This is a genomic window from Streptomyces sp. ISL-66, from assembly GCF_018614135.1.
In the GTDB taxonomy this organism is placed as follows: domain Bacteria; phylum Actinomycetota; class Actinomycetes; order Streptomycetales; family Streptomycetaceae; genus Streptomyces.
Genome location: NZ_JAGGOW010000138.1, coordinates 1 through 20,099 on the forward strand (window position 1 = coordinate 1; position 20,099 = coordinate 20,099).

Genomic DNA, 20,099 nt, shown 5'->3' on the forward strand with positions numbered 1-20,099 from the left:
CCTGCCCCGGCCCGGGGCGGTACGGCGGTGGCCGCCGCCGTGGCCCGCCCGCCCGGGACGGTGGCCGCGGTGGCGGCCGCGAGGACGACGGCCAGCAGGGCACGGCGTGGTGTGGGTGCGGACATCGGCGTGGCCCCCAGGGCTAGGTGCGGTGGTCGTCGGCTCCACCCTTCCAGTTCCCGGATGCCGGGCGCCGAAGCCACGGGGCCGTGTCGGGGGTGACGTGGGGCCGCTGCCGAATCGGGCGGCCCCGGCGGGAGCTGTCCCCATGCCCGCCCTTCGCCCGTTCCCCGGGGCTCTGCCACTGACCCTCACCGCTGAGGCGCCGTCGCGGGGGCGACCTCCCGGCGCGACCGGGACCGGGGCCGGGCCGGAGCCAGCGCGCCGGGGCCGGAGCCAGGGGGCCGGGCCGGAACAGCGGAGGTCATACGCTGGGCGGGTGGAGTCCCAGTCGTCGCTTCAGCCCCTGCGGTCGCTCGCGCGCGAGCTCGCCGCTCTGCCGCCCTCCCTCGGACCCGTGCGCCTGATCGGCATCGACGGGCACGCCGGTTCCGGCAAGAGCACCTTCGCGGGGCGGCTCGCCGAGGCGCTGGGCGGTGTGCCCGTGCTGCACCTGGACGACGTGGCCACCCACGAGGACCTCTTCGGGTGGGACCGGCGGCTGCGCGTCCAGGTGCTGGAGCCGCTGGCCGCGGGACGGCCCGCGCACTGGGCTCCGTACGACTGGGTCGAACGGCGCTTCGGCCCGGAGCGGGTGCTGGAGCCGGCTCCGGTGCTGCTCGTCGAGGGTGTCGGCGCCGGGCGCCGGGCGCTGCGCCCGTGGCTGGCGCGGCTGCTGTGGATGGAGATGCCGCCCGCGAAGTCCTGGGGGCGCGGGCGCGAGCGGGACGGGCGCGAACTTTCCGACTTCTGGGACGAATGGGAGCGCGCGGAGCGCGCGCACTTCTCGGATGACCCTTCGCGCCCCTTCGCCGACACGCTGGTGCGGCAGAGCGGTACGGGATACGAGTGGTCTTCCGGGGCTGCTGCGACCCCGGCAATCGCCACTTCCCTCACCCAGGGTGACGGACTCCCCCAGGCCTGACGGACCGCGGGAATCCGACGCCCCCAGGCCCTCCCCGGTCGCTTGACCCGGGGCCGGGCCCGGCCTTACGTTCTGAATGCGCGGCCCTCACCGGCCGACGCGGACGCGAAGCCCCCGATCGTTCCCCCGTGATCGGGGGCTTCGTTCCGCCCCCGATCGCTCGGTGATCCACCCTCCGCGGGCCTCCGCGCCGCCCCGGGACGCACCGGAACGCCACCGGTCCTTCACCCTGCGTCACCGAACACGTCGCCGACACGCGCCCGAACCGTCTTCGCCGCACCCTACGTAAGGGGCGGTGACCGCAGGTACGATGCCCCCCTGATTTCATCGGGGCAGGGACAACTCACGTGTGTCGCACGGGGGTTGTCGCGCACCACGGGGGCTGGCTTGTGGGGGACGTGATGGATTTCGCCGCGGTGGGCAGCGCACACGCCCCGGCCGAACTCGCCTGGCTGCGAGGAGTGGACGCCTGCACGATGGGCGCCTACCCCCAGGCCGAGGAGGAGTTCCGGACGGCCGTACGACTGGATCCCACGATGGCCGACGCCTGGCTGGGCCTGCACGCGTTACGGGCCGACACCACCAACGCGTTACTGCGCATGTACGCCCACCGGGACCGCTTCGGGGAACAGCGGGACCGGCACCGGCGGACGCTGAACTCCTGGTACTGGCTGGGCTGGTGGGTGCAGCCGGTACTGGAGAGCCGCCGCGACCTGCTGCTGGCGCACGCCTCGCACTGGCTGGACGGCCGGCACGTGCCGGAGCTGGACCGGGCGCTGGCCGCGCTGCCGCCCGTGGACACCGATCCCCAGGTCCGTTTCCTGCACGCCTGCCGCGCCTACCTGGTCAAGGACTGGGAGCAGTTGGTGCGGCACACGGACTCGCTGGTGGACGATCCGCTGCTGGGCATCGAGGCGGGACTGTTCGGCGGGATGGCCCGGGTCCGGCTGGAGATGTACGGGCAGGCAGAGCCGCTGCTGTCGGCCTCGCTGATGCGCTGCCGCAGCGAGCAGCCGCAGCGCAAGGAGCTGCGGTACTGGCTGGCGCGGGCGCACGAGGGGACCGGGCGCAGCGCGGCGGCCCTTCCGCTGTACCGGTCGGTGCACCGGGTGGACCCGGCGTTCATGGACACGGCGGCCCGGCTGACGGCGATCGAGGACAGCGAGGACGCCGACGGGCTCGCCGGGTACGGCGGCAACGCGGGCTACGAGGGGCTGGGCGGGCACGGGCTCTCCCCCTCGGGCGGGGACTTCGCGGCGGTGGCGCTGGGCGGCGGTCCGGTCCAGGACACCGCGGCGGACGGGCAGTCGGAGCCGGACCAGCCGGCCTCGCCGGAGCCGCCGGAACCGCGGCACGGAGCCGGCGGGCCGCCCTCGGGTCCCGTCCCGGGCGGGCCCGGCGGAGCGCGGCGCAAGGTGGCGCTGCCGGCCCAGCCCGGCCCGGCGGAGCTGCCGGCCGGTCCCGCTGATCCGGCGGCGCTGGCCGAGGCGCTCGATGAGCTGGAGCGGATGGTGGGCCTGGAGCCGGTCAAGCGGCAGGTGAAGGCCCTTTCCGCGCAGCTGCACATGGCCAGGCTGCGGGCGGGTCAGGGGCTGCCGGTGCAGCCGCCGAAGCGGCACTTCGTCTTCTCGGGGCCGTCGGGCACGGGCAAGACCACGGTGGCGCGGATCCTGGGCCGGGTGTTCTACGCGCTGGGTCTGCTCGGCGGCGACCACCTGGTGGAGGCGGGGCGCGCGGACCTGGTCGGCGAGTTCCTCGGGCAGACCGCCGTGAAGGCGAACGAGCTGATCGACTCGGCGATCGGCGGGGTGCTGTTCGTGGACGAGGCGTACAGCCTCTCCAACTCCGGCTACAGCAAGGGTGACGCGTACGGCGACGAGGCCCTGCAGGTGCTGCTGAAACGGGCGGAGGACAACCGCGACCACCTGGTGGTGATCCTGGCGGGCTATCCGGCGGGGATGGACCGGCTGCTGTCCACCAATCCGGGGCTGTCCTCGCGGTTCACCACCCGGGTGGACTTCCCGAGTTACCGGCCGCTGGAACTGACGGCGATCGGCGGGGTGCTGGCCGACGCCAACGGCGACCTGTGGGACGGGGAGGCGCTGGAGGAGCTGCGCAGCATCAGCGGGCACGTGGTGGAGCAGGGCTGGATCGACGAGCTCGGCAACGGCCGCTTCCTGCGCACGCTGTACGAGAAGAGCTGCGCGTACCGGGACCTGCGGCTGGCGGGCTTCGCCGGCGATCCGTCCCGGGAGGACCTCTCCACCCTGCGGCTGGCGGACCTGATGCAGGCCTACGGGGAGGTCCTGTCGGGCCGCGGCCCCCAGGAACGGCCGGAGCCTCCGCCCCTGTAGCTCCGCTGCGCGGAGCCTTCCCCATCCCCCGGGCAGAGCCCGGGGGATGGGGAAGGACGGGCGGGGGACAGCCCCGCGGGGCCCCCGGCCCCCCGGCTACGCGCTCCGCACGTAGCCGCGGTGCGCCGGGTCGCGGACCTCCCCCACCAGCGTCTCCAGGACGTCCTCCATGGTCACGAGGCCGAGCACCCGGCCGGTCGGGTCCGCGACCTGGGCCAGGTGGGTCGCGTCCCGCCGCATGACGCTGAGGGCGTCGTCGAGCGGGAGCGTGGAGCACACCGTGGTCATCCGGCGCCAGACGCGCTGGGGGACGGCCCGCTCCCGGTCCTCCAGGTCCAGTACGTCCTTCACGTGCAGGTAGCCCATGAAGGCGCCGGTGTCGGCGCGGACGGGGAAGCGGGAGTACCCGGTGCGGACCGTCAGCTGCTCGATCTGGCGCGGCGTGACGGAGGGGCCGACGGAGACCAGCCCACCGGGGGCGAGGAGGACGTCGGTGACGGGGCGGCTGCCCAGTTCCAGCGCGTCTTCCAGGCGCTCCTGCTCGCCGGGCTCCAGGAGTCCGGCCTGCCGGGAGTCCTCGACGAGCCGGCCGAGCTGGGCGGAGGTGTAGACGGCCTCGACCTCGTCCTTGGGCTCGACCTTGAAGAGCTTCAGGATCAGCTTGGCGCAGGCTCCGAGGGCGGTGGTGACCGGCCCGCAGACGCGGGCGAAGGCGACCAGGCCCGGGCTGAACCACAGGGCGGTCTTCTCGGGGGCGGCCATGGCGAGGTTCTTGGGGACCATCTCGCCGATGACCAGGTGCAGGAAGACCACGGCGGCGAGCGCGAGTGCGTAGCCGAGGGGGTGGATCAGGCCTTCGGGCACGCGGGCGGCGTGGAAGACGGGCTCCAGCAGCCGGGCCACGGTCGGCTCGGCGACCGCGCCGAGGGTGAGCGAGCACATGGTGATGCCGAACTGTGCGGCGGCCATCATGCGCGGCAGGTTCTCCAGGCCGTGGAGCACCTGGCGGGCCCGCTTGGAGCCGGCCGCGAGGGGCTCGATCTGGCTGCGGCGGACGGAGACGAGCGCGAACTCGGCGCCGACGAAGAAGCCGTTGGCCAGGACGAGGAGCAGGGCGAAGAGGAGTTGGAGCGCGTTCACCGGCCACCCACCGACTGGAGCTGGGCGGGGGCGGGGGCGGGGGCGGGGGCCGGGGCGGGCAGGGCGTCGAACCCGGCCGGGGCCGGAACGCCGGCATGCGCCGTGCCCGGAGCCTGCGCGAACGGGTCCGGCTGACCGGAGCCCAGCGGTGCGGTGCGCACCAGCCGGACCCGTTCGGCGCGGTAGCGGCCGACCTGGCGCACGGAGAGCTTCCAGCCGGGCAGTTCGGCGCGGTCCCCGGGGGCGGGGATCCGGCCGAGCAGATCGGCGACGAGGCCGGCGACGGTCTCGTACGGGCCTTCGGGGACCTCGAGGCCTATCCGGCGCAGGGTCTGCACCCGGCAGCTGCCGTCGGCCTCCCAGGAGGGGCGGCCGTCCTCGGCGGGTACGGGGGCCAGTTCCGGGTTGTCGTCCTCCGCGAGGTCGTGCTCGTCACGGACTTCGCCGACGAGCTCCTCCACGATGTCCTCCAGGGTGACGACTCCGGCGGTGCCGCCGTACTCGTCGACGACCACGGCCATGGGCTGTTCGCTGCGCAGCCGTTCCAGCAGCGGCTGCACGGGCAGCGAGCCGGGCACCAGCAGCGGGGCGACGCAGATGCGGCTGACGCTGGTGCGGGCGCGCTCGGACTCGGGCACGGCGAGGGCGTCCTTGAGGTGGACGACCCCGGTGATCTCGTCGATCCGCTCGCGGTAGACCGGGAAGCGGGACAGCCCGGTGGCGCGGGTCAGGTTGAGCACGTCCGCGGCGGTGGCCGTGTGCTGGAGGGCGCTGACCTTGACGCGCGGGGTCATGACCAGCTGGGCAGTGAGCTCGCCCAGCGAGAGGGTCCGTACGAAGAGGTCGGCGGTGTCCTGTTCCAGGGCGCCCGCCTGGGCCGAATGTCGGACCAGGGAGACCAGTTCCCCCGGGGTGCGGGCGGAGGCCATCTCCTCGGTGGGCTCCACGCCGAGCGCGCGCACGAGGCGGTTGGCGATGGCGTTGAGGGCCGCGATGACCGGCCGGAAGGCCCGGGAGAAGGCGTGCTGCGGGCCGGCGACGAAGCGGGCCACCTGGAGGGGCCGGGAGATCGCCCAGTTCTTCGGGACGAGTTCGCCGACGACCATCTGGACGGCGGAGGCGAGCAGCATGCCGATGACGACGGCCACTCCGGGGACCACGCCCTCGGGGAGGCCGGTCGCGGAGAGCGGGCCGGCCAGCAGGACGGCCAGGGCGGGCTCGGCGAGCATGCCGACCACCAGGGAGGTGATCGTGATGCCGAGCTGGGTGCCGGAGAGCTGGAAGGACAGCTCCCGCAGGGCTTTGACGACCGTGCGGGCACGGCGGTCACCGTCGGCGGCGGCGCGTTCGGCCTCGGGTCTCTCTACCGTGACGAGGCCGAATTCGGCTGCCACGAAGAAACCGTTGGCGAGGATCAGGGCGAATGCCGCCACGAGAAGGAGTAGCGGGGTGGTCATGCCGCCGCCTCCATGGGGAGGGCGGCGTGGGTACTACCGGACGATCCGTCCATTGCTGGAGGGAGTCACTCCTCAAGTCGTAGGTGCCCACGGGCCACGGGGTCCGGGGCCGGTGGGAGGGCGCACCGTCGCGCCCCCACACCAGGGTAGTCACTGAGATCGCCGCCGCAATGGGACGCAGCGACGAGGTGGGTCGGGCTCAGTCGTTCTTTGAGCCCGTTCCGTGGGTTTCGGCGAGGGCGCGCAGGGCGCGGGCGTCGGAGATCGCCTGGGCCTTGGCGACCCCGGGCTGGATGCCGAGGGCGGGAAGGCTGGTGCCGTCGCTGAGGTCGAGGAACACCCACGCGTCGCCCGGGCGGAGGTTCACGCGCAGGATCTGCGCCCACTCCAGGCGGCGGGTGGTGGTGAGGTTGACGACCGTGACCCCGGCCTCGTCGGCGACCACCTTGGGGCGGCTGAGCAGGACGAGGACGGAGGAGAGCAGGGCCGCGGTGAAGACGAAGGCGATCCGCTCACCGGGGTGCAGGGTTTCGAGGATCAGGGCGATCGTCGTGATGGTGACGAACATGGCGGCGCCGACGCCCAGCAGGACGGCCCGGGTGCGGGTCGGCCGGAAGGTGACCGGGAGGGCGGGCGGTGCGGGCTGGGCGGTGGCGTCGGCCATGTGCGTCAGGTGCCTTCGGGTGGTGCCGGACGGTGAGGTGCCCGGCGGCGGATCGGATGCCGGCCCGGCGGGGGCGGCGTGCGCGTCAGAGGCGGCAGGCGTGGATCGAGGTGGTGAGGATCGCGCGGGCACCGAGATCGTAGAGGTCGTCCATGATCCGCTGGGCCTCCTTGGCGGGGACCATCGCGCGGACGGCGACCCAGCCCTCGTTGTGGAGCGGGGAGACGGTCGGCGACTCCAGGCCCGGGGTGAGGGCGACGGCGCGCTCCAGGTGCTCGGCGCGGCAGTCGTAGTCCATCATCACGTAGCTGCGGGCCACCAGGACGCCCTGGAGGCGGCGCAGGAACTGCTGGGCCCGCGGGTCCTCGGGGTCGGTGCCGTTGCCGCGGATGACGACGGCCTCGGAGGTCATGATCGGCTCGCCGATGACCTCGAGGCCGGCGTTGCGCAGGCTGGTGCCGGTCTCGACGACGTCGGCGATGATCTGGGCGACGCCGAGCTGGATGGCGGTCTCGACCGCGCCGTCGAGGTGGACGACGGAGGCCTCGATGCCCTTTTCGGCGAGGTGCTTGGCGACGATTCCCTCGTACGAGGTCGCGATGGTCATCCCGTGGAAGTCCTCGGGGCCCTTCGCGGTGCCGGGGATCGTGGCGTAGCGGAAGGTGGAGCGGCCGAAGTTGAGCGCCAGGATCTCCTCGGCGCTGGCGCCCGAGTCGAGCAGCAGGTCGCGGCCGGTGATGCCGATGTCGAGCTTGCCGGAGGACACGTAGATCGCGATGTCCTTGGGGCGGAGGTAGAAGAACTCCACCTCGTTGTCGGGGTCGACGACCACGAGCTCCTTGGACTCCTTGCGCATCCGGTAGCCGGCCTCATGGAGCATCGCCGACGCCGGTCCGGAGAGAGAACCCTTGTTGGGGACGGCGATGCGCAGCATGAGGCTTCCTTTGGTGCGTAGGTGCGAAAGGGTGTGCTGGTAGGGGTACGGGCGCGCGGACGCCCCGGCACGGTGCGCCGGGGCCGCGCGGAAGTGCTCCGGCCTAGAGGTGCGCGTAGACGTCGTCGAGGGAGATCCCGCGCGCCACCATCATCACCTGGACGTGGTAGAGCAGCTGGGAGATCTCCTCGGCGGCGGCTTCCTTGCCCTCGTACTCGGCGGCCATCCAGACCTCCGCCGCCTCCTCGACGACCTTCTTGCCGATGGCATGGACGCCCTTGGCGACGAGCTCGGCGGTGCGGGAGGAGCCGGGGTCGCCGTTGGCGGCCTTGAGCTGGAGCTCGGTGAAGAGCTCTTCGAAACTCTTGGAGGGTTTGTTCGCCATGATGGTCCTCAGAATACGGGGTGCGGGGGTGGCGACTAGCGCCAGGGTTCGCTGACGGTCCGCAGCGTCATGGCGGTGGAGACGGCGGCGGTGACCGCTTCGTGCCCCTTGTCCTCGTTCGACCCCTCGAGTCCGGCGCGGTCCAGTGCCTGCTCGTCGTTGTCGCAGGTCAGTACGCCGAAGCCGACGGGGACTCCGGTGTCGATCGACACCTGTACCAGGCCCTGGGTGACGCCCTGGCAGACGTAGTCGAAGTGCGGGGTGCCGCCGCGGATGACCACGCCGAGGGCGACGATGGCATCGTAGCCGCGACCGGCCAGTACCTTCGCCACGACCGGGAGCTCGAAGCTGCCCGGGACGCGCAGCACGGTGGGCTCGTCGATCCCCAGCTCGTGCAGGGCCCGCAGGGCGCCGTCCACCAGGCCGTCCATGACCTTCTCGTGCCACTGGGCCGCGATCACGGCGACTCGCAGGTCTCCGCAGTTCTTCACGCTCAGTTCGGGTGCGCCCTTGCCGCTCACAGCTCTGCTCCTCGGTGTTTCCGTGTCTGGTGGGTGAAAGGTGAAAGGTGTTTGGTGGGTGGTGGCTGGCGGGTGAAGGTGGCGGTGACTACTGGTTGCCGCAGGCGGACGTGGTCTGGGCCGCGTCCAGCCAGGGCAGGTCGTGGCCCATCCGGTCCCGCTTGGTGCGCAGGTAGCGCAGGTTGTGCTCGCCCGCCTCCATGGGCATCGGCTCCCGGTCGGAAACCTTGATGCCGTGGAGTACGAGGGCCGCCGCCTTGTCGGGGTTGTTGGTCAGCAGCCGGACGCTGTGGACGCCGAGGTCGGCGAGCATCTGGGCGCCGGCCGCGTAGTCGCGGGCGTCGGCGGGCAGGCCCAGCTCCAGGTTGGCGTCGAGGGTGTCGCGGCCGCGCTCCTGGAGCTCGTACGCGCGCATCTTGGACAGCAGTCCGATGCCGCGGCCCTCGTGGCCGCGCAGGTAGACGATCACGCCGCGGCCCGCGGCCTGGACGCGTTCCATGGCGGCGTGCAGCTGGGGGCCGCAGTCGCAGCGCTGGGACTGGAAGATGTCGCCGGTCAGGCATTCGGAGTGCATCCGGACCAGGACGTCCTCGCCGTCGCCGATCTCGCCGTGGACGAGGGCGACGTGCTCGACGCCGTCGACGGTGGAGCGGTAGCCGTACGCCGTGAAGTGGCCGAAGGCGGTCGGCAGGTTGACCCGGGCCTCGCGGCGCACGGTGGGCTCGGCGGAGCGGCGGTAGGCGATCAGGTCCTCGATGGAGATGATCGTCAGGCCGTGCTTGCGGGCGAAGGGGATCAGTTCGGGCAGCCGCAGCATGACCCCGTCCTCGCCGGCGATCTCCACGATGGTGCCGGCCGGGCGCAGGCCCGCGAGGCGGGCGAGGTCGACGGCGGCCTCGGTGTGGCCGGGGCGGACCAGGACGCCACCGGGCTTGGCGCGCAGCGGGAAGACGTGGCCGGGGCGGACGAAGTCGGCGGGGCCGCTGATCCCGTCGGCGAGCAGCCGCAGGGTGGTGGCGCGGTCGGCGGCCGAGATGCCGGTGGTGACGCCGTGGGCGGCGCTCGCGTCGACGGAGACGGTGAAGGCCGTCTGCATCGACTCGGTGTTGCGCTGGACCATCTGAGGGAGTTCGAGCCGCTCCAGCTCGCTGTCCTCCATCGGGGCGCAGATCAGGCCGCGGCACTCGCTCATCATGAACGCGATGATCTCGGGGGTGGCCTTCTCGGCCGCGATGACGAGGTCGCCCTCGTTCTCGCGGTCCTCATCGTCGACGACGACGACCGGGCGCCCGGCCGCGATGTCGCGGATGGCCTGCTCGACGGGGTCGAGCCGGAAGGGCTCGGGGTCGCTCTCGTGGGGCACGGGCTTCAGGACGGGGTTCGGGGAGGTCATGCCGTTGCTCCTTCCAGGGCCGGGGCGGGGGTGGTGCGCGAGCGCTGGTACCAGTCGTAGGCGCCCCAGAGGACGAGAGCGAAGTACACGACGTAGACGAGGCCGGAGAAGGCCAGTCCGCTGTTGAAGGCGAGGGGGACGCCGACCAGGTCGACGAGGAGCCAGGCGAACCAGAACTCGACCAGGCCGCGGGCCTGGGCGACCATCGCGACGATGGTGCCGACGAAGATGTAGGCGTCGGCCCACGGGCTCCACGACAGGCTCGGGACGAAGGTGAACAGGCCGCCCACGGCCAGGGTCCCGGCGGCCGCGCCGGCCAGCAGGAGGCCGCGCTCCTTCCAGGTGGCGGTGCGGACGGCAATGGATCCGTCCTGGGCCTTCTGGCTGCCGAGCTGCCAGGCCCGCCAGCCCCATACGGCGACGCCGATGACCAGGAGCTGCTTGCCGACGCCGCCGGCGAGGTGGGCGGAGGCGTAGGCGCCGACGAGGATCAGGCCGGAGAGGAGCTGGGCGGGCCAGGTCCATATGGAGCGGCGCCAGCCGAGGGCGAGGGCGCCCAGGCCCATCAGGTTGCCGATCATGTCGGACCAGATGACCTTCTGGCCGAAGACGGCGAAGGCCTCGGTGTTGAGCCAGGTCAGAGCGCTCACTGGGCTGCCCCTTCGGTGTGCGGCGCGTTCCCGTCGCCGGGGGTCACGCCGGCGGCGAGCAGGCGCTCCACGTACTTGGCGAGGACGTCGACCTCGAGGTTGACCGGGTCGCCGGGCTGCTTGATGCCGAGCGTGGTCAGCGCGAGGGTGGTGGGGATGAGGCTGATGGTGAACCAGTCGGCCGCGGCCTCGACCACCGTCAGGCTGACACCGTCGACGGTGATGGAGCCCTTCTCCACGACGTACCGGGAGAGGTTGGCCGGGAGCGCGATCTTGACGAGCTCCCAGTGCTCCGAGGGGGTGCGGGAGAGGATCGCGCCGGTGCCGTCCACGTGGCCCTGCACCAGGTGGCCGCCGAGCCGGCCGCCCAGCGCCATCGGGCGCTCGAGGTTGACCCGGGAGCCCTTGGTGAGGGCGCCGAGGCTGGAGCGGTTCAGGGTCTCCTGCATGACGTCGGCGGTGAACTCGCCTTCGGCGCTCTCCACGACGGTCAGGCAGACGCCGTTGACGGCGATGGAGTCGCCGTGCTTGGCGCCTTCGGTGACGACGGGGCCGCGCAGGCGGAAGCGGGAGGCCTCGGCGAGCTCCTCGACGGCGGTGACTTCGCCCAGTTCTTCGACGATTCCGGTGAACACTCAGTGCTCCTTGGTGGCGGTGGCGGGGACGGTGGCGGTGGCGGTCTCCGTAGCGGGGACGGGGACCGCGGTGATGCGCAGATCGGGGCCGATGCGGACGGCCTCGGTGATGTCGAGGCGCACCGCACCGGAGATGTTCTTGATGCCCGCGTCGGCGAGGGCGGCCGGGCCCGCGCCGAGGAGCGCCGGGGCGAGGTAGCCGATGACGCGGTCGACGGCCCCGCCTTCGAGGAAGGCACCCGCCAGAGTGGGTCCGCCTTCCAGGAACAGGGAGCGCACACCGCGGGCGTACAGCTGGGCGAGCAGGTCGTGCACGCCGATGCGGCCGCCGCGCAGGGGCAGCCGGAGCAGCTCGACGCCGGGCAGGTGCCGGGTGTCGGCGTCCTCCCCGACGACGATCAGGGTCGGCGCCGCGTCGTCGAGGATGCGGGCGGTCGGCAGGATCGTCGCGTGCGTGTCGAGGGCGATCCGCAGCGGCTGGGTCGCGCCTTCCACGCCGCGGACGGCGAGGTGCGGGTCGTCCTGGCGCAGCGTGCCGCCGCCGACGAGGACGGCGTCGGCCTCGGCGCGCAGCCGGTGGACGTCCGCCCGGGACTCCGCGGAGGTGATCCAGCGGCTGGTGCCGTCCGCTGCGGCGCTGCGGCCGTCGAGGGTGGCGGCGTACTTCCAGGTGACGTACGGGCGGCCGAGGCGTACGGAGGTCAGCCAGGCGGCGTTGCCCTCCTCTGCCTGCTTCGCCAGCAGTCCGGCCTCGGTGGTGATCCCGGCGGCACGCAGGGTGGCGGCGCCGCCGCTGGCCTGCGGGTTCGGGTCGGAGACCGCGTAGACCACGCGGGTGACGCCGGCCTCGATGAGGGCCTGCGCGCAGGGGCCCGTACGGCCGGTGTGGTTGCAGGGTTCGAGGGTGACGTAGGCGGTGGCGCCGCGGGCCGCGGGGCCCGCCGCGCGCAGTGCGTTGACCTCGGCGTGCGGGCCGCCGGCCCGCTCGTGCCAGCCCTCGCCGACGACGGTGCCCGAGGCGTCGGTGAGCACGCATCCGACGACGGGGTTGGGGCTGGTGGCGCCGGTTCCGCGGGAGGCGAGCTCGATGGCCCTGGCCATGGCGGATGCGTCGCGGGCAGCCGTGTCGTGGACGGGTGTGCCGTCCACGGGGGTGCCGCTGTCGTGCGCGTCGGCGTGTGTCGCCACCGGGTCCTCCTGCCTCATAGGGCACGGACTCCGGGGCCTGTCGGGATACGACAGATGAAGCGGGTAGCACACGCGGGGACGCCGAGGCCGAAAAACACGGTCCGCTCGGACGCGCGTCCCGAGGGATGCGCCGATGGACCGCCGACGGCGGCGTACCGGTGACTGGCCCGCCGCGCACTGCCTCCCATCCGGACTTTAACCGTCGGTCCAGGAATTTCACCTGGTCAACCGGCCGCTGGCTGCGGACGGGTCGCGGACTATACCGCCGGTTCGGAATTACACCGACCCCGGAGTGCGCTGCTACTGGTACTAGAGCCAGTGTGCCACGGGTGATCGGCGGCCATGCGAGTGAGTCAACGTGGCCTGGGTCACACATTCGGCCATTCCGCGGCGCCGCCGCTGCGCCGTTCGGGCGGCCGCCGGGCTCCGCTCACACCCCGCCCCGGCCCCCTGCTCGAATCCGGATCGATGCGCGGCCGACCGACGTCCCCGGCGGCTCCACTTTGGTCCAGACCTATTGACGGGTTGGTCTAGTCCTCTTAACGTTCGGTTCATCTTCTCCGGGAGACAGCCCGTCAGATGTGCGCACGTCGCGGGCCAACACGCACCACTTCTCGGCCTGTTGTGTCCTGCCATCCTCCCCTCCCCAGGAGGCACAATGCTGTCCCCCACTCGCACGAGAGCGATGCTCCTGACGTCCGGCGCCGCAATCGCCGGACTGTTGGTCGCCGGCCTCTCGGCAGGCGTCTCGCACGCCGCCGACAACGAGTCCTGTCGCCCCGACGGTCTGTACAAGACCCCGGGCGTGGACGTCCCCTACTGCTCGGTCTACGACACCGAGGGCCGCGAGAAGATGGGCGCCGACCACCAGCGCCGCGTCATCGGCTACTTCACCGGCTGGCGCACGGGCAAGGACGGCACCCCCGCCTACCTGCCGAACAACATTCCGTGGTCCAAGGTCACGCACCTGAACTACGCCTTCGCCCACGTCGACGGCAACAACAAGATCTCGGTCGGCAACGACAACGCGAACAACTCCGCCACCGGGATGACCTGGCCGGGCGTCGCGGGCGCCGAGATGGACCCAGCCCTGCCGTACAAGGGCAATTTCAACCTGCTGAACAAATTCAAGAAGCAGTACCCGAACGTCAAGACGCTGATCTCGGTCGGCGGCTGGGCGGAGACCGGCGGCTACTTCGGTGACGACGGCAACCGCGTCGCCTCCGGCGGCTTCTACTCGATGGCCACCAACGCCGACGGCTCGGTCAACCAGGCCGGCATCGACACCTTCGCGGCCTCCTCGGTCGATTTCATTCGGAAGTACGGGTTCAACGGCGTCGACATCGACTACGAATACCCGACCACGATGAAGGACGCGGGCAACCCGCTGGACTGGCAGCTGTCCAACGCGCGGCGCGCCGGGCTGGTCAAGGGCTACGCGGCCCTGATGAAGTCGCTGCGCGAGAAGCTCGACCGCGCGGGCGCCGCCGACGGCAAGCACTACCTGCTCTCGGTCGCGGCCCCCTCCTCCGGTTACCTGCTGCGGGGCATGGAGACGTTCCAGATGCAGAAGTACCTGGACTACGTCAACGTCATGTCCTACGACCTGCACGGCGCCTGGAACGAGTTCGTCGGTCCGAACGCCCAGCTCTTCGACGACGGCAAGGACGGCGAACTCGCCGCGGCCGGCGTCTACTCCACCTCCCAGTACGGCGGCATCGGCTACCTGAACTCGGACTGGGCCTACCACTACTTCCGCGGCTCCATGCCGGCCGGCCGCATCAACATGGGCCTGCCGTACTACACCCGCGGCTTCAAGAACGTCCAGGGCGGCACGGACGGCCTGTGGGGCAAGGCCCCGGCCACCAACTGCCCGGCCGGGGCGGGTCTGACCAAATGCGGTGACGGCGCGGTCGGCATCGACAACCTGTGGCACGACCTCGACACCAACGGCGTCGAGTCCCCGGCCGGGTCCAACCCGATGTGGCACGCGAAGAACCTGGAGAAGGGGGTCGTCGGTGACTACGTCACCAAGTACGGCTTCCCGGCGAACACCACCCTGACCGGCACCTACGTCCGCAAGTACGACTCCACCCTGGTGGCGCCGTGGCTGTGGAACGCCCAGAAGAAGGTCTTCCTCTCCACCGAGGACGAGCAGTCCGTCAAGGCCAAGGCCGACTGGGTGGTCGACAAGGGCATCGGCGGCACGATGGTCTGGGAGCTCGCGGGCGACTACGGGTACAACGCGGCCAAGGGCCAGTACGAGGTCGGCGACACGCTGACGACGGCGATGTACGACAAGTTCAAGTCGGCCGCCCCGTACGGCGCCAAGCGCGCCACCATCGCCATGCCGACCGAGGCCATCAAGGTCGACGCCGAGTTCGGCGCCTTCCCGCTCGGCGACTCGAACTACCCGATCAGCCCCAAGCTGACCATCACCAACAACACCACGGCGACCCTGCCCGGCGGTACGGAGTTCCAGTTCGACTACTCCTCCTCCGCTCCGAGCAACGCCAAGGACCAGTCCGGCTGGAACACCACGATCGTCCGCAGCGACCACACCGGCACCAACGTGGGCGGTCTGAAGGGCGACTACAACCGGGTCTCGCTGAAGCTCCCGGCCTGGCAGTCGCTGGCCCCCGGCGCCTCGGCCCAGCTGGACTTCGTCTACTACCTGCCGACCTCGACCCCGTCCAACTGGACGGTGACCTTCGGCGGCAAGACGTACGGCATCGCCGGCGACCTCGCCCGCGGTACGACGGTGGTGGAGCCGGGCGGCGCGACGACCCCGCCCACGACCACCCCGCCCACGACCACCCCGCCCACGACCACGCCTCCGACCACCACTCCCCCGACGACCACCCCGCCGACCACGACGCCGCCGACGGGCGGGACGTGCACCGGCCCGGCTTACGTCGCGGGCAACGTGTACACGAGCGGGACGGTCGTCTCCCACAAGGGCCACAACTGGAAGGCCCAGTGGTGGACGCGGAACGAAGAACCCGGCACCACGGGCGAGTGGGGCGTCTGGAAGGACCAGGGCGCCTGCTGACACCCCCCGGGGCGGCCGTCAGGCGAAGGAAGGACGAGGACCCGGTGGCCCGGCGGCCACCGGGTCCTCGCGTCGTCCGGCGGGCTTCGCAACCTCGTCCGTGATCACCCAGAGCGCCGTCATGACCTTCGCCGAGTTCCTCGCGCGGCGCGCGGCGGACGGCGGACGGCGGACTGCGGACGGCGCGGTCAGGCCCTGGGAAGCCGGCGCAGGGCAGCGGTGAAGGCGGAGTCGCGGTGTGCGCCGAACTCCTCCTCCGTGAAGACCGGGGTGGTGATGTCGACCGGGATGCCCGGACCGTCGAAGGTCTTCCCGGTCCGGGTCAGGAACTGCTCGTTGGGCAGGCCGAGCTCCCAGCCGTTGGGGAGGGTGCGGCCGAGGACGTCGGAGAAGACCCCCTGGGTCGGCTGCCCGATGCGCACCGTCCGGCCGGGGCGCTCCAGGAGGGCCTGGGTGAAGGTCTCGCCCGCGCTCACCGTGGACCCACCGGTGAGCACGGCGATCGGGCCGGTGTAGCGGGGGTCCTGCGCGGGCTGGACGTACAGGGGCTGCGGGCGGGTGAACCGGGTCGCGTCGGCGGGGTCGTTGCGCACGCGCTTGGCGTACGCGAAGTACGGGCGGTCCGTGAGCCGGGCGGCCAGCCGCAGGCCGAGCTCGTCGGAGCCGCCGCCATTGACGCGCAGGTCGATGACCAGGCCGCGCAGGCGGGCGGTGCGCTCGGCGGTGAAGACGGTGTCCAGGGCCCGGTCGAACTCGGCGCTCTCGGAGGCGAAGTCCCCGCTCTCGGTGTAACCGTCGAATCCGGACAGGCGCAGGTAGCCGCGGCCGTCGGGCAGGTCGGCGTAGGAGACGCGGCCTTGGGCGAACTCCAGCGGCGCGCGTCCGCCGAGGTCCACCTCCTGGACGTACGCCTTGACGCGGGTCTCGAGTTCGGGGGTCGGGATCGCGGTCCCCGGGCGGCCCTCGCCGAAGAACCGGTCGTCGCCGGAGAGGTGGACGTGCGCGTCGTGCAGGGGGGCGAGCATCTCCCGGAAGACGGCGAAGAGTTCGTCCTCGGTGGTACCCGCGTGCACCCGGGGGCGGTGGCTCTCGCGTACGGCGTTCCAGTCGACGCCCTTGGCGGCGAAGAAGGGGTAGTTCTCCGCGAAGGTCCGCCAGAAGACGTCGAAGGTGGCGACCGGGTCCGCGGCCGGGCCCGGGTCGGGAGCGTGGCGGCACAGGTCGGGCAGGGCGGCGAGGCGGCGGGTGGCTCGGTCGCCGACCGAGCCGTTGACGTGCACGGACCCGGGGCGCACCGTGAGGACCTCCCCGTCCTCGGTGGCGTAGCGGAAGGGGCCGCCGCCCGGGACGCGCCCGGCGCTCTGGCCGGGCAGGCAGCTGACGGCCGTGAGCTGGTACTCCTGGAGACGGCCGGACTCCACGCGCAGCACGGTGCCGTATCCGTCGAGCTGCCAGACGCCGACGGGGCCCGCGGGGGTGCGTCCCGCCTCCCCGGTGGCCGCCCCGGCGGGGCCGACGGCGGTGGTGGTAGCGGCGGTGGCGAGCGCGAGGAGCAGGGCGGTGGCCGCCGCGCGGCGCAGCGTGCGGCGGTGCGGCCGCGCGGGTGCCGATGCCGTTGCGGACGCGGGCGTTGTGGACGCGGGCGTCGTGGACACGGGCGTCGTGGACACGGGCGTCGTGGACACGGGCGTCGTGGACACGGGCGTCGTGGACACGGGCGTCGTGGACACGGGCGTCGTGGACACGGGCGCGGAAGTGCCCGTACGCGTGGGTGCGGGTATACCCGTGCCGGCCATCGTGCTGTCCCCGTTCGCCGAAGTTCCTGACTCCCTCCAGGATCCGGGAGGACGAGGGGGCGGGCACATCCGGCAGCCCACCCGGTCGGGAGTAGGGGAAACCCCCGGCCGCCGCCGGACGCGGGGAGCTCGTATGGGGAGGCCCGTACCAGGAGGCCCTACCGGGAGGCCGTCCCGGGAGGCCGTCCCGGCGGCCCGTACCGGAAGGCCCGTACGGGCACCCGTACGGGAGGAGGCCCTGCCAGGTCGGCCCGGCACGCCCCGCCCGGCTCAGCCGAACAGCACCGCCTGGGCCGCCTCGCGGGCGGCGAGGCGGGCGCCCGTGAGGACGGCCGGGCCGCCGAGGGCGGTGGCGCGGACCTCGGTGGTGACGGGGGTCAGGGTGGTCAGCCGGGCGGCGACCCGGGCGGCGAGTCCGGGCCCGCCCGCGCGACCGAGTTCACCGCCGAGGACCACGCAGCCGGGGTCGAGGACGGCCGTCACGGCCGCGGCGCCGAGGGAGAGCCGCTCGGCGAGGGCGTCGAGGAAGGCCTCTCCGGCGGCGCCCGCGACGGCCTCCTCCACCGGCCCGCGGTAGCCGTGTCCGGCCGCCAGCGCGGCGACGGCGCTGCGGCCCGCGAGGGCGTGGAAGCCGCCCGAGCAGTCGGTGGCCGACGGCAGTCCGCCGGTGCCGGGCACGGGCAGGAAGCCGATCTCGCCCGCTCCTCCGGAGGCACCCCGGCGGAGCCGGCCGTCCAGGACCACGGCCGCGCCGACACCCGCGCCGAGCCACAGCAGGACGAAGGAGTCGACGTCCCGGGCCGCGCCGACCCGCTGTTCGGCCAGGGCCGCCAGGTTGGTCTCGTTCTCCACGACGACCACCGACGGCAGCCGCCGCTGCAGCGCCGCCACCAGGTCCCGGTGCCAGCCGGGCAGCCGGATGGTGTCGGCGAGTTCGCCGCTGCCCGGCGCGACCAGGCCGGGTGCGCCGACGACCACCGTGTGGAGCCGGTCCGCTCCCGCCTCCCGCGACAGCTCCTCCAGGCGGTCGACGGCCTCCTCGACCGCGTCCACCGGCAGGGCGGCCTCGGCCAGCGGGCGTCCGAGGAGGTCCGTGATCACCGCGGTCGCGCTGTCGGTCCGTACGTCCAGCGCCGCCAGGTACGCCCGCCGCGCGACGATCCCGTACAGCCGGGCATTGGGTCCGCGCCGCTGCTCGCCGGATTCGCCGACGACCTCGATCAGTCCGGCCTCGGTGAGCCGTTCCACCAGATCCGCGACGGAGGGGCGGGACAGGCCGGTCAGCTTCTTGAGCTGGGTGGCGGTCAGGGCGCCCTCGTCCTGGAGCAGTCGCAGCGCGAGCCGGTCGTTGATGGCGCGGGCCGTGCTCGGGGAGGCGGGGGACGGGACGACGGCAACGGCGGCAGCGGCCGGAGCGGCAGGAACCGCAGCGGCCGGAGCGGCAGAGGAAGCGGCAGCGGCAGCGGCAGCGGCACGAGCGGTCCCGGCGGCGGCGGTGTCAGGAGCAGGGGTACTGGCCGCGATGACGGGAGCGGTGCTGGCGGTCAGGGCCTTGGCAGGGGTCACGGCGCCCATCTTATGAGCTCGGGGGATTAACTATCAGGCAGGGTCCCTGATAGTTTACGGGTCATGACCGGGGAAACCGACCTCAGCCCGGCGCGACTGCGCCACGCCCGCTTCGCGATCGCCGCCGTCTTCTGCGCCCACGGCGCGGTCACCGGCTCCTTCGCCACCCGCATCCCCTGGATCCAGGACCACGCGCAGCTCAGTGCGGGCACCCTGGGCCTGGCCCTCGCCTTCCCCGCCCTCGGCGCCGCGCTGATGATGCCGCTGGCCGGGAGGATCAACCACCGGCTCGGCGCGCGCGCCGCGCTGCGGGTGCTGCTGGCCCTGTGGACGCTCTCCCTCCTCCTCCCGAGCCTCGCCCCGAACCTCGTGACGCTCTGCTTCGCGCTCTTCGTCTTCGGGGCCACCGCCGGTATGGCGGACGTGGCGATGAACGCGCTGGGCGTGGAGACCGAGAACCGGCTGAAGCGTTCCATCATGTCCTCGCTGCACGGCATGTGGAGCGTGGGCGCCCTGATCGGCTCGGCGGCCGGCACCCTCGCCGCGCACACCGGCGCCGACGCCCGTCTCCACCACCTGATCGCCGCGCTCGCGCTGACCGCGGCCGGGCTGGTCGCCGTACGGGGCGTCCTGGACCTGCGCACCGACACGGACGCGGAGGCTCCGCCGCACTTCGCGCTGCCCCCCAAGTCCGCGCTGTTCATCGGCGCGATCGGCTTCTGCGCGGTCTTCGCGGAGGGCGCGAGCATGGACTGGTCCGCGGTGTACCTGCGGGACGTCCTGGGCACGGACGCCGGCCTCGCCGCCGCTTCCACCACCGCCTTCGCGCTCACCATGGCCCTGGCCCGGCTCTCCGGGGACAAGGTCGTGGACCGGTTCGGGGCGGTACGGACGGTCCGCGCGGGCGGCGTACTGGCCACCGCGGGCGGGCTGCTCCTGGTGACGGTCCGGCATCCGGCCGCGGCCCTGGCCGGCTTCGGGCTGATCGGACTCGGCATCGCGGTGGTGGTCCCGCTGGCCTTCGCGGCGGCCGCCCGCAGCGGGCCCGCCCCGGCGCAGGCCATCGCCGGGGTCGCGACGATCACGTACACCTCGGGGCTGATCGCCCCGTCGGCGATCGGCGCGGTGGCGGACGCGACCTCGCTGGTCGTGTCGTTCGGGCTGGTCACGCTGCTGGCGTTCGCGCTGATCCTGGGGGCGACGGTGCTGCGGCAGCGGCCGGTCACCGCCGGGTCCGCGGCCGCCGACCGGGACGAACCCGCTGCTCTCCGACCGTAATA

The 20,099-nt window shown here is 72.8% G+C and carries 16 protein-coding genes and 1 riboswitch; of the genes, 4 read left to right on the forward strand and 12 right to left on the reverse strand.

Annotated features, from left to right (window positions below):
- The first annotated feature begins 439 nt into the window (after nt 1-439).
- Both J7E97_RS25625 and J7E97_RS25630 read left to right on the forward strand, forming a co-directional pair.
- Nucleotides 440-1,084 carry a uridine kinase gene (locus J7E97_RS25625; RefSeq protein ID WP_215031675.1) on the forward strand — a complete coding sequence of 215 codons (645 nt, stop codon included), beginning with the start codon at nt 440-442 and terminating at the stop codon, nt 1,082-1,084.
- Between the two features lie 401 nt (nt 1,085-1,485).
- Nucleotides 1,486-3,438: an AAA family ATPase gene (locus tag J7E97_RS25630; RefSeq protein WP_215031678.1), complete on the forward strand. Its 1,953-nt coding sequence runs from the start codon at nt 1,486-1,488 to the stop codon at nt 3,436-3,438.
- Between the two features lie 96 nt (nt 3,439-3,534).
- On the opposite strand, the gene J7E97_RS25635 is transcribed toward J7E97_RS25630, so the two are convergent.
- From J7E97_RS25635 to ribD, 10 genes are all read right to left on the reverse strand, one after another.
- The gene (locus J7E97_RS25635; RefSeq protein WP_215031681.1) at nt 3,535-4,578 is read right to left on the reverse strand and encodes a hemolysin family protein; all 1,044 of its coding nucleotides are present in this window, start codon (nt 4,576-4,578) and stop codon (nt 3,535-3,537) included.
- Nucleotides 4,575-6,035: a hemolysin family protein gene (locus J7E97_RS25640; RefSeq protein WP_251055135.1), complete on the reverse strand. Its 1,461-nt coding sequence runs from the start codon at nt 6,033-6,035 to the stop codon at nt 4,575-4,577. The genes J7E97_RS25635 and J7E97_RS25640 overlap by 4 nt, the downstream gene beginning before the upstream one ends.
- 199 nt (nt 6,036-6,234) lie before the next feature.
- Entirely contained in the window at nt 6,235-6,699 is a 465-nt protein-coding gene (locus tag J7E97_RS25645) for a PH domain-containing protein (RefSeq protein WP_215031684.1), read from the reverse strand.
- A gap of 85 nt (nt 6,700-6,784) precedes the next feature.
- Nucleotides 6,785-7,633, reverse strand: a complete 849-nt coding sequence (hisG, locus tag J7E97_RS25650; RefSeq protein ID WP_215031687.1) for an ATP phosphoribosyltransferase — start codon at nt 7,631-7,633, stop codon at nt 6,785-6,787.
- Between the two features lie 103 nt (nt 7,634-7,736).
- Complete coding sequence (locus tag J7E97_RS25655) at nt 7,737-8,018, reverse strand: phosphoribosyl-ATP diphosphatase (RefSeq protein WP_215031690.1); 282 nt, start codon at nt 8,016-8,018, stop codon at nt 7,737-7,739.
- Nucleotides 8,019-8,053: 35 nt separating this feature from the next.
- Entirely contained in the window at nt 8,054-8,539 is a 486-nt protein-coding gene (gene ribH / locus J7E97_RS25660) for a 6,7-dimethyl-8-ribityllumazine synthase (RefSeq protein ID WP_215031692.1), read from the reverse strand.
- Between the two features lie 88 nt (nt 8,540-8,627).
- A complete protein-coding gene (locus J7E97_RS25665; protein ID WP_251055136.1) occupies nt 8,628-9,932 on the reverse strand; it encodes a bifunctional 3,4-dihydroxy-2-butanone-4-phosphate synthase/GTP cyclohydrolase II in 1,305 nt (434 codons plus the stop codon).
- Nucleotides 9,929-10,582, reverse strand: coding sequence for a nicotinamide mononucleotide transporter family protein (locus J7E97_RS25670; RefSeq protein ID WP_215031694.1), 654 nt, complete (start codon nt 10,580-10,582; stop codon nt 9,929-9,931). Before J7E97_RS25670 ends, J7E97_RS25665 begins: the two co-directional genes overlap by 4 nt.
- A complete protein-coding gene (locus J7E97_RS25675; RefSeq protein WP_215031697.1) occupies nt 10,579-11,217 on the reverse strand; it encodes a riboflavin synthase in 639 nt (212 codons plus the stop codon). The genes J7E97_RS25670 and J7E97_RS25675 overlap by 4 nt, the downstream gene beginning before the upstream one ends.
- Nucleotides 11,218-12,318 (reverse strand): bifunctional diaminohydroxyphosphoribosylaminopyrimidine deaminase/5-amino-6-(5-phosphoribosylamino)uracil reductase RibD, encoded by a 1,101-nt coding sequence (ribD, locus tag J7E97_RS25680; RefSeq protein ID WP_251055144.1) that lies wholly within the window; start codon nt 12,316-12,318, stop codon nt 11,218-11,220.
- Nucleotides 12,319-12,575: 257 nt separating this feature from the next.
- Nucleotides 12,576-12,705: riboswitch (FMN riboswitch) on the reverse strand.
- A gap of 358 nt (nt 12,706-13,063) precedes the next feature.
- Here ribD and J7E97_RS25685 point away from each other — a divergent pair.
- The gene (locus tag J7E97_RS25685; RefSeq protein ID WP_215031702.1) at nt 13,064-15,457 is read left to right on the forward strand and encodes a chitinase C-terminal domain-containing protein; all 2,394 of its coding nucleotides are present in this window, start codon (nt 13,064-13,066) and stop codon (nt 15,455-15,457) included.
- 188 nt (nt 15,458-15,645) lie between these two features.
- Here the strand turns inward: J7E97_RS25685 and J7E97_RS25690 are convergent, their stop codons facing one another.
- Together J7E97_RS25690 and J7E97_RS25695 are read right to left on the reverse strand one after the other, a co-directional pair.
- Nucleotides 15,646-17,013 carry a S41 family peptidase gene (locus J7E97_RS25690; protein ID WP_374224237.1) on the reverse strand — a complete coding sequence of 456 codons (1,368 nt, stop codon included), beginning with the start codon at nt 17,011-17,013 and terminating at the stop codon, nt 15,646-15,648.
- 510 nt (nt 17,014-17,523) lie between these two features.
- Nucleotides 17,524-18,606 (reverse strand): ROK family transcriptional regulator, encoded by a 1,083-nt coding sequence (locus J7E97_RS25695; protein ID WP_215031732.1) that lies wholly within the window; start codon nt 18,604-18,606, stop codon nt 17,524-17,526.
- Nucleotides 18,607-18,882: 276 nt separating this feature from the next.
- Here J7E97_RS25695 and J7E97_RS25700 point away from each other — a divergent pair, with 276 nt between their 5' ends.
- Nucleotides 18,883-20,097, forward strand: a complete 1,215-nt coding sequence (locus J7E97_RS25700; protein ID WP_215031706.1) for an MFS transporter — start codon at nt 18,883-18,885, stop codon at nt 20,095-20,097.
- Nucleotides 20,098-20,099: the final 2 nt, after the last annotated feature.

What these genes read in the sequence shown, in the direction of transcription:
- J7E97_RS25700 (WP_215031706.1), top strand. Translation starts at nt 18,883, where the DNA reads ATGACCGGGGAAACCGACCTCAGCCCGGCGCGACTGCGCCACGCCCGC.
- J7E97_RS25665 (WP_251055136.1), bottom strand. Translation starts at nt 9,932, where the DNA reads ATGACCTCCCCGAACCCCGTCCTGAAGCCCGTGCCCCACGAGAGCGAC.
- J7E97_RS25685 (WP_215031702.1), top strand. Translation starts at nt 13,064, where the DNA reads ATGCTGTCCCCCACTCGCACGAGAGCGATGCTCCTGACGTCCGGCGCC.
- J7E97_RS25645 (WP_215031684.1), bottom strand. Translation starts at nt 6,699, where the DNA reads ATGGCCGACGCCACCGCCCAGCCCGCACCGCCCGCCCTCCCGGTCACC.
- J7E97_RS25640 (WP_251055135.1), bottom strand. Translation starts at nt 6,035, where the DNA reads ATGACCACCCCGCTACTCCTTCTCGTGGCGGCATTCGCCCTGATCCTC.
- J7E97_RS25655 (WP_215031690.1), bottom strand. Translation starts at nt 8,018, where the DNA reads ATGGCGAACAAACCCTCCAAGAGTTTCGAAGAGCTCTTCACCGAGCTC.
- ribD (WP_251055144.1), bottom strand. Translation starts at nt 12,318, where the DNA reads ATGGCCAGGGCCATCGAGCTCGCCTCCCGCGGAACCGGCGCCACCAGC.
- hisG (WP_215031687.1), bottom strand. Translation starts at nt 7,633, where the DNA reads ATGCTGCGCATCGCCGTCCCCAACAAGGGTTCTCTCTCCGGACCGGCG.
- J7E97_RS25630 (WP_215031678.1), top strand. Translation starts at nt 1,486, where the DNA reads ATGGATTTCGCCGCGGTGGGCAGCGCACACGCCCCGGCCGAACTCGCC.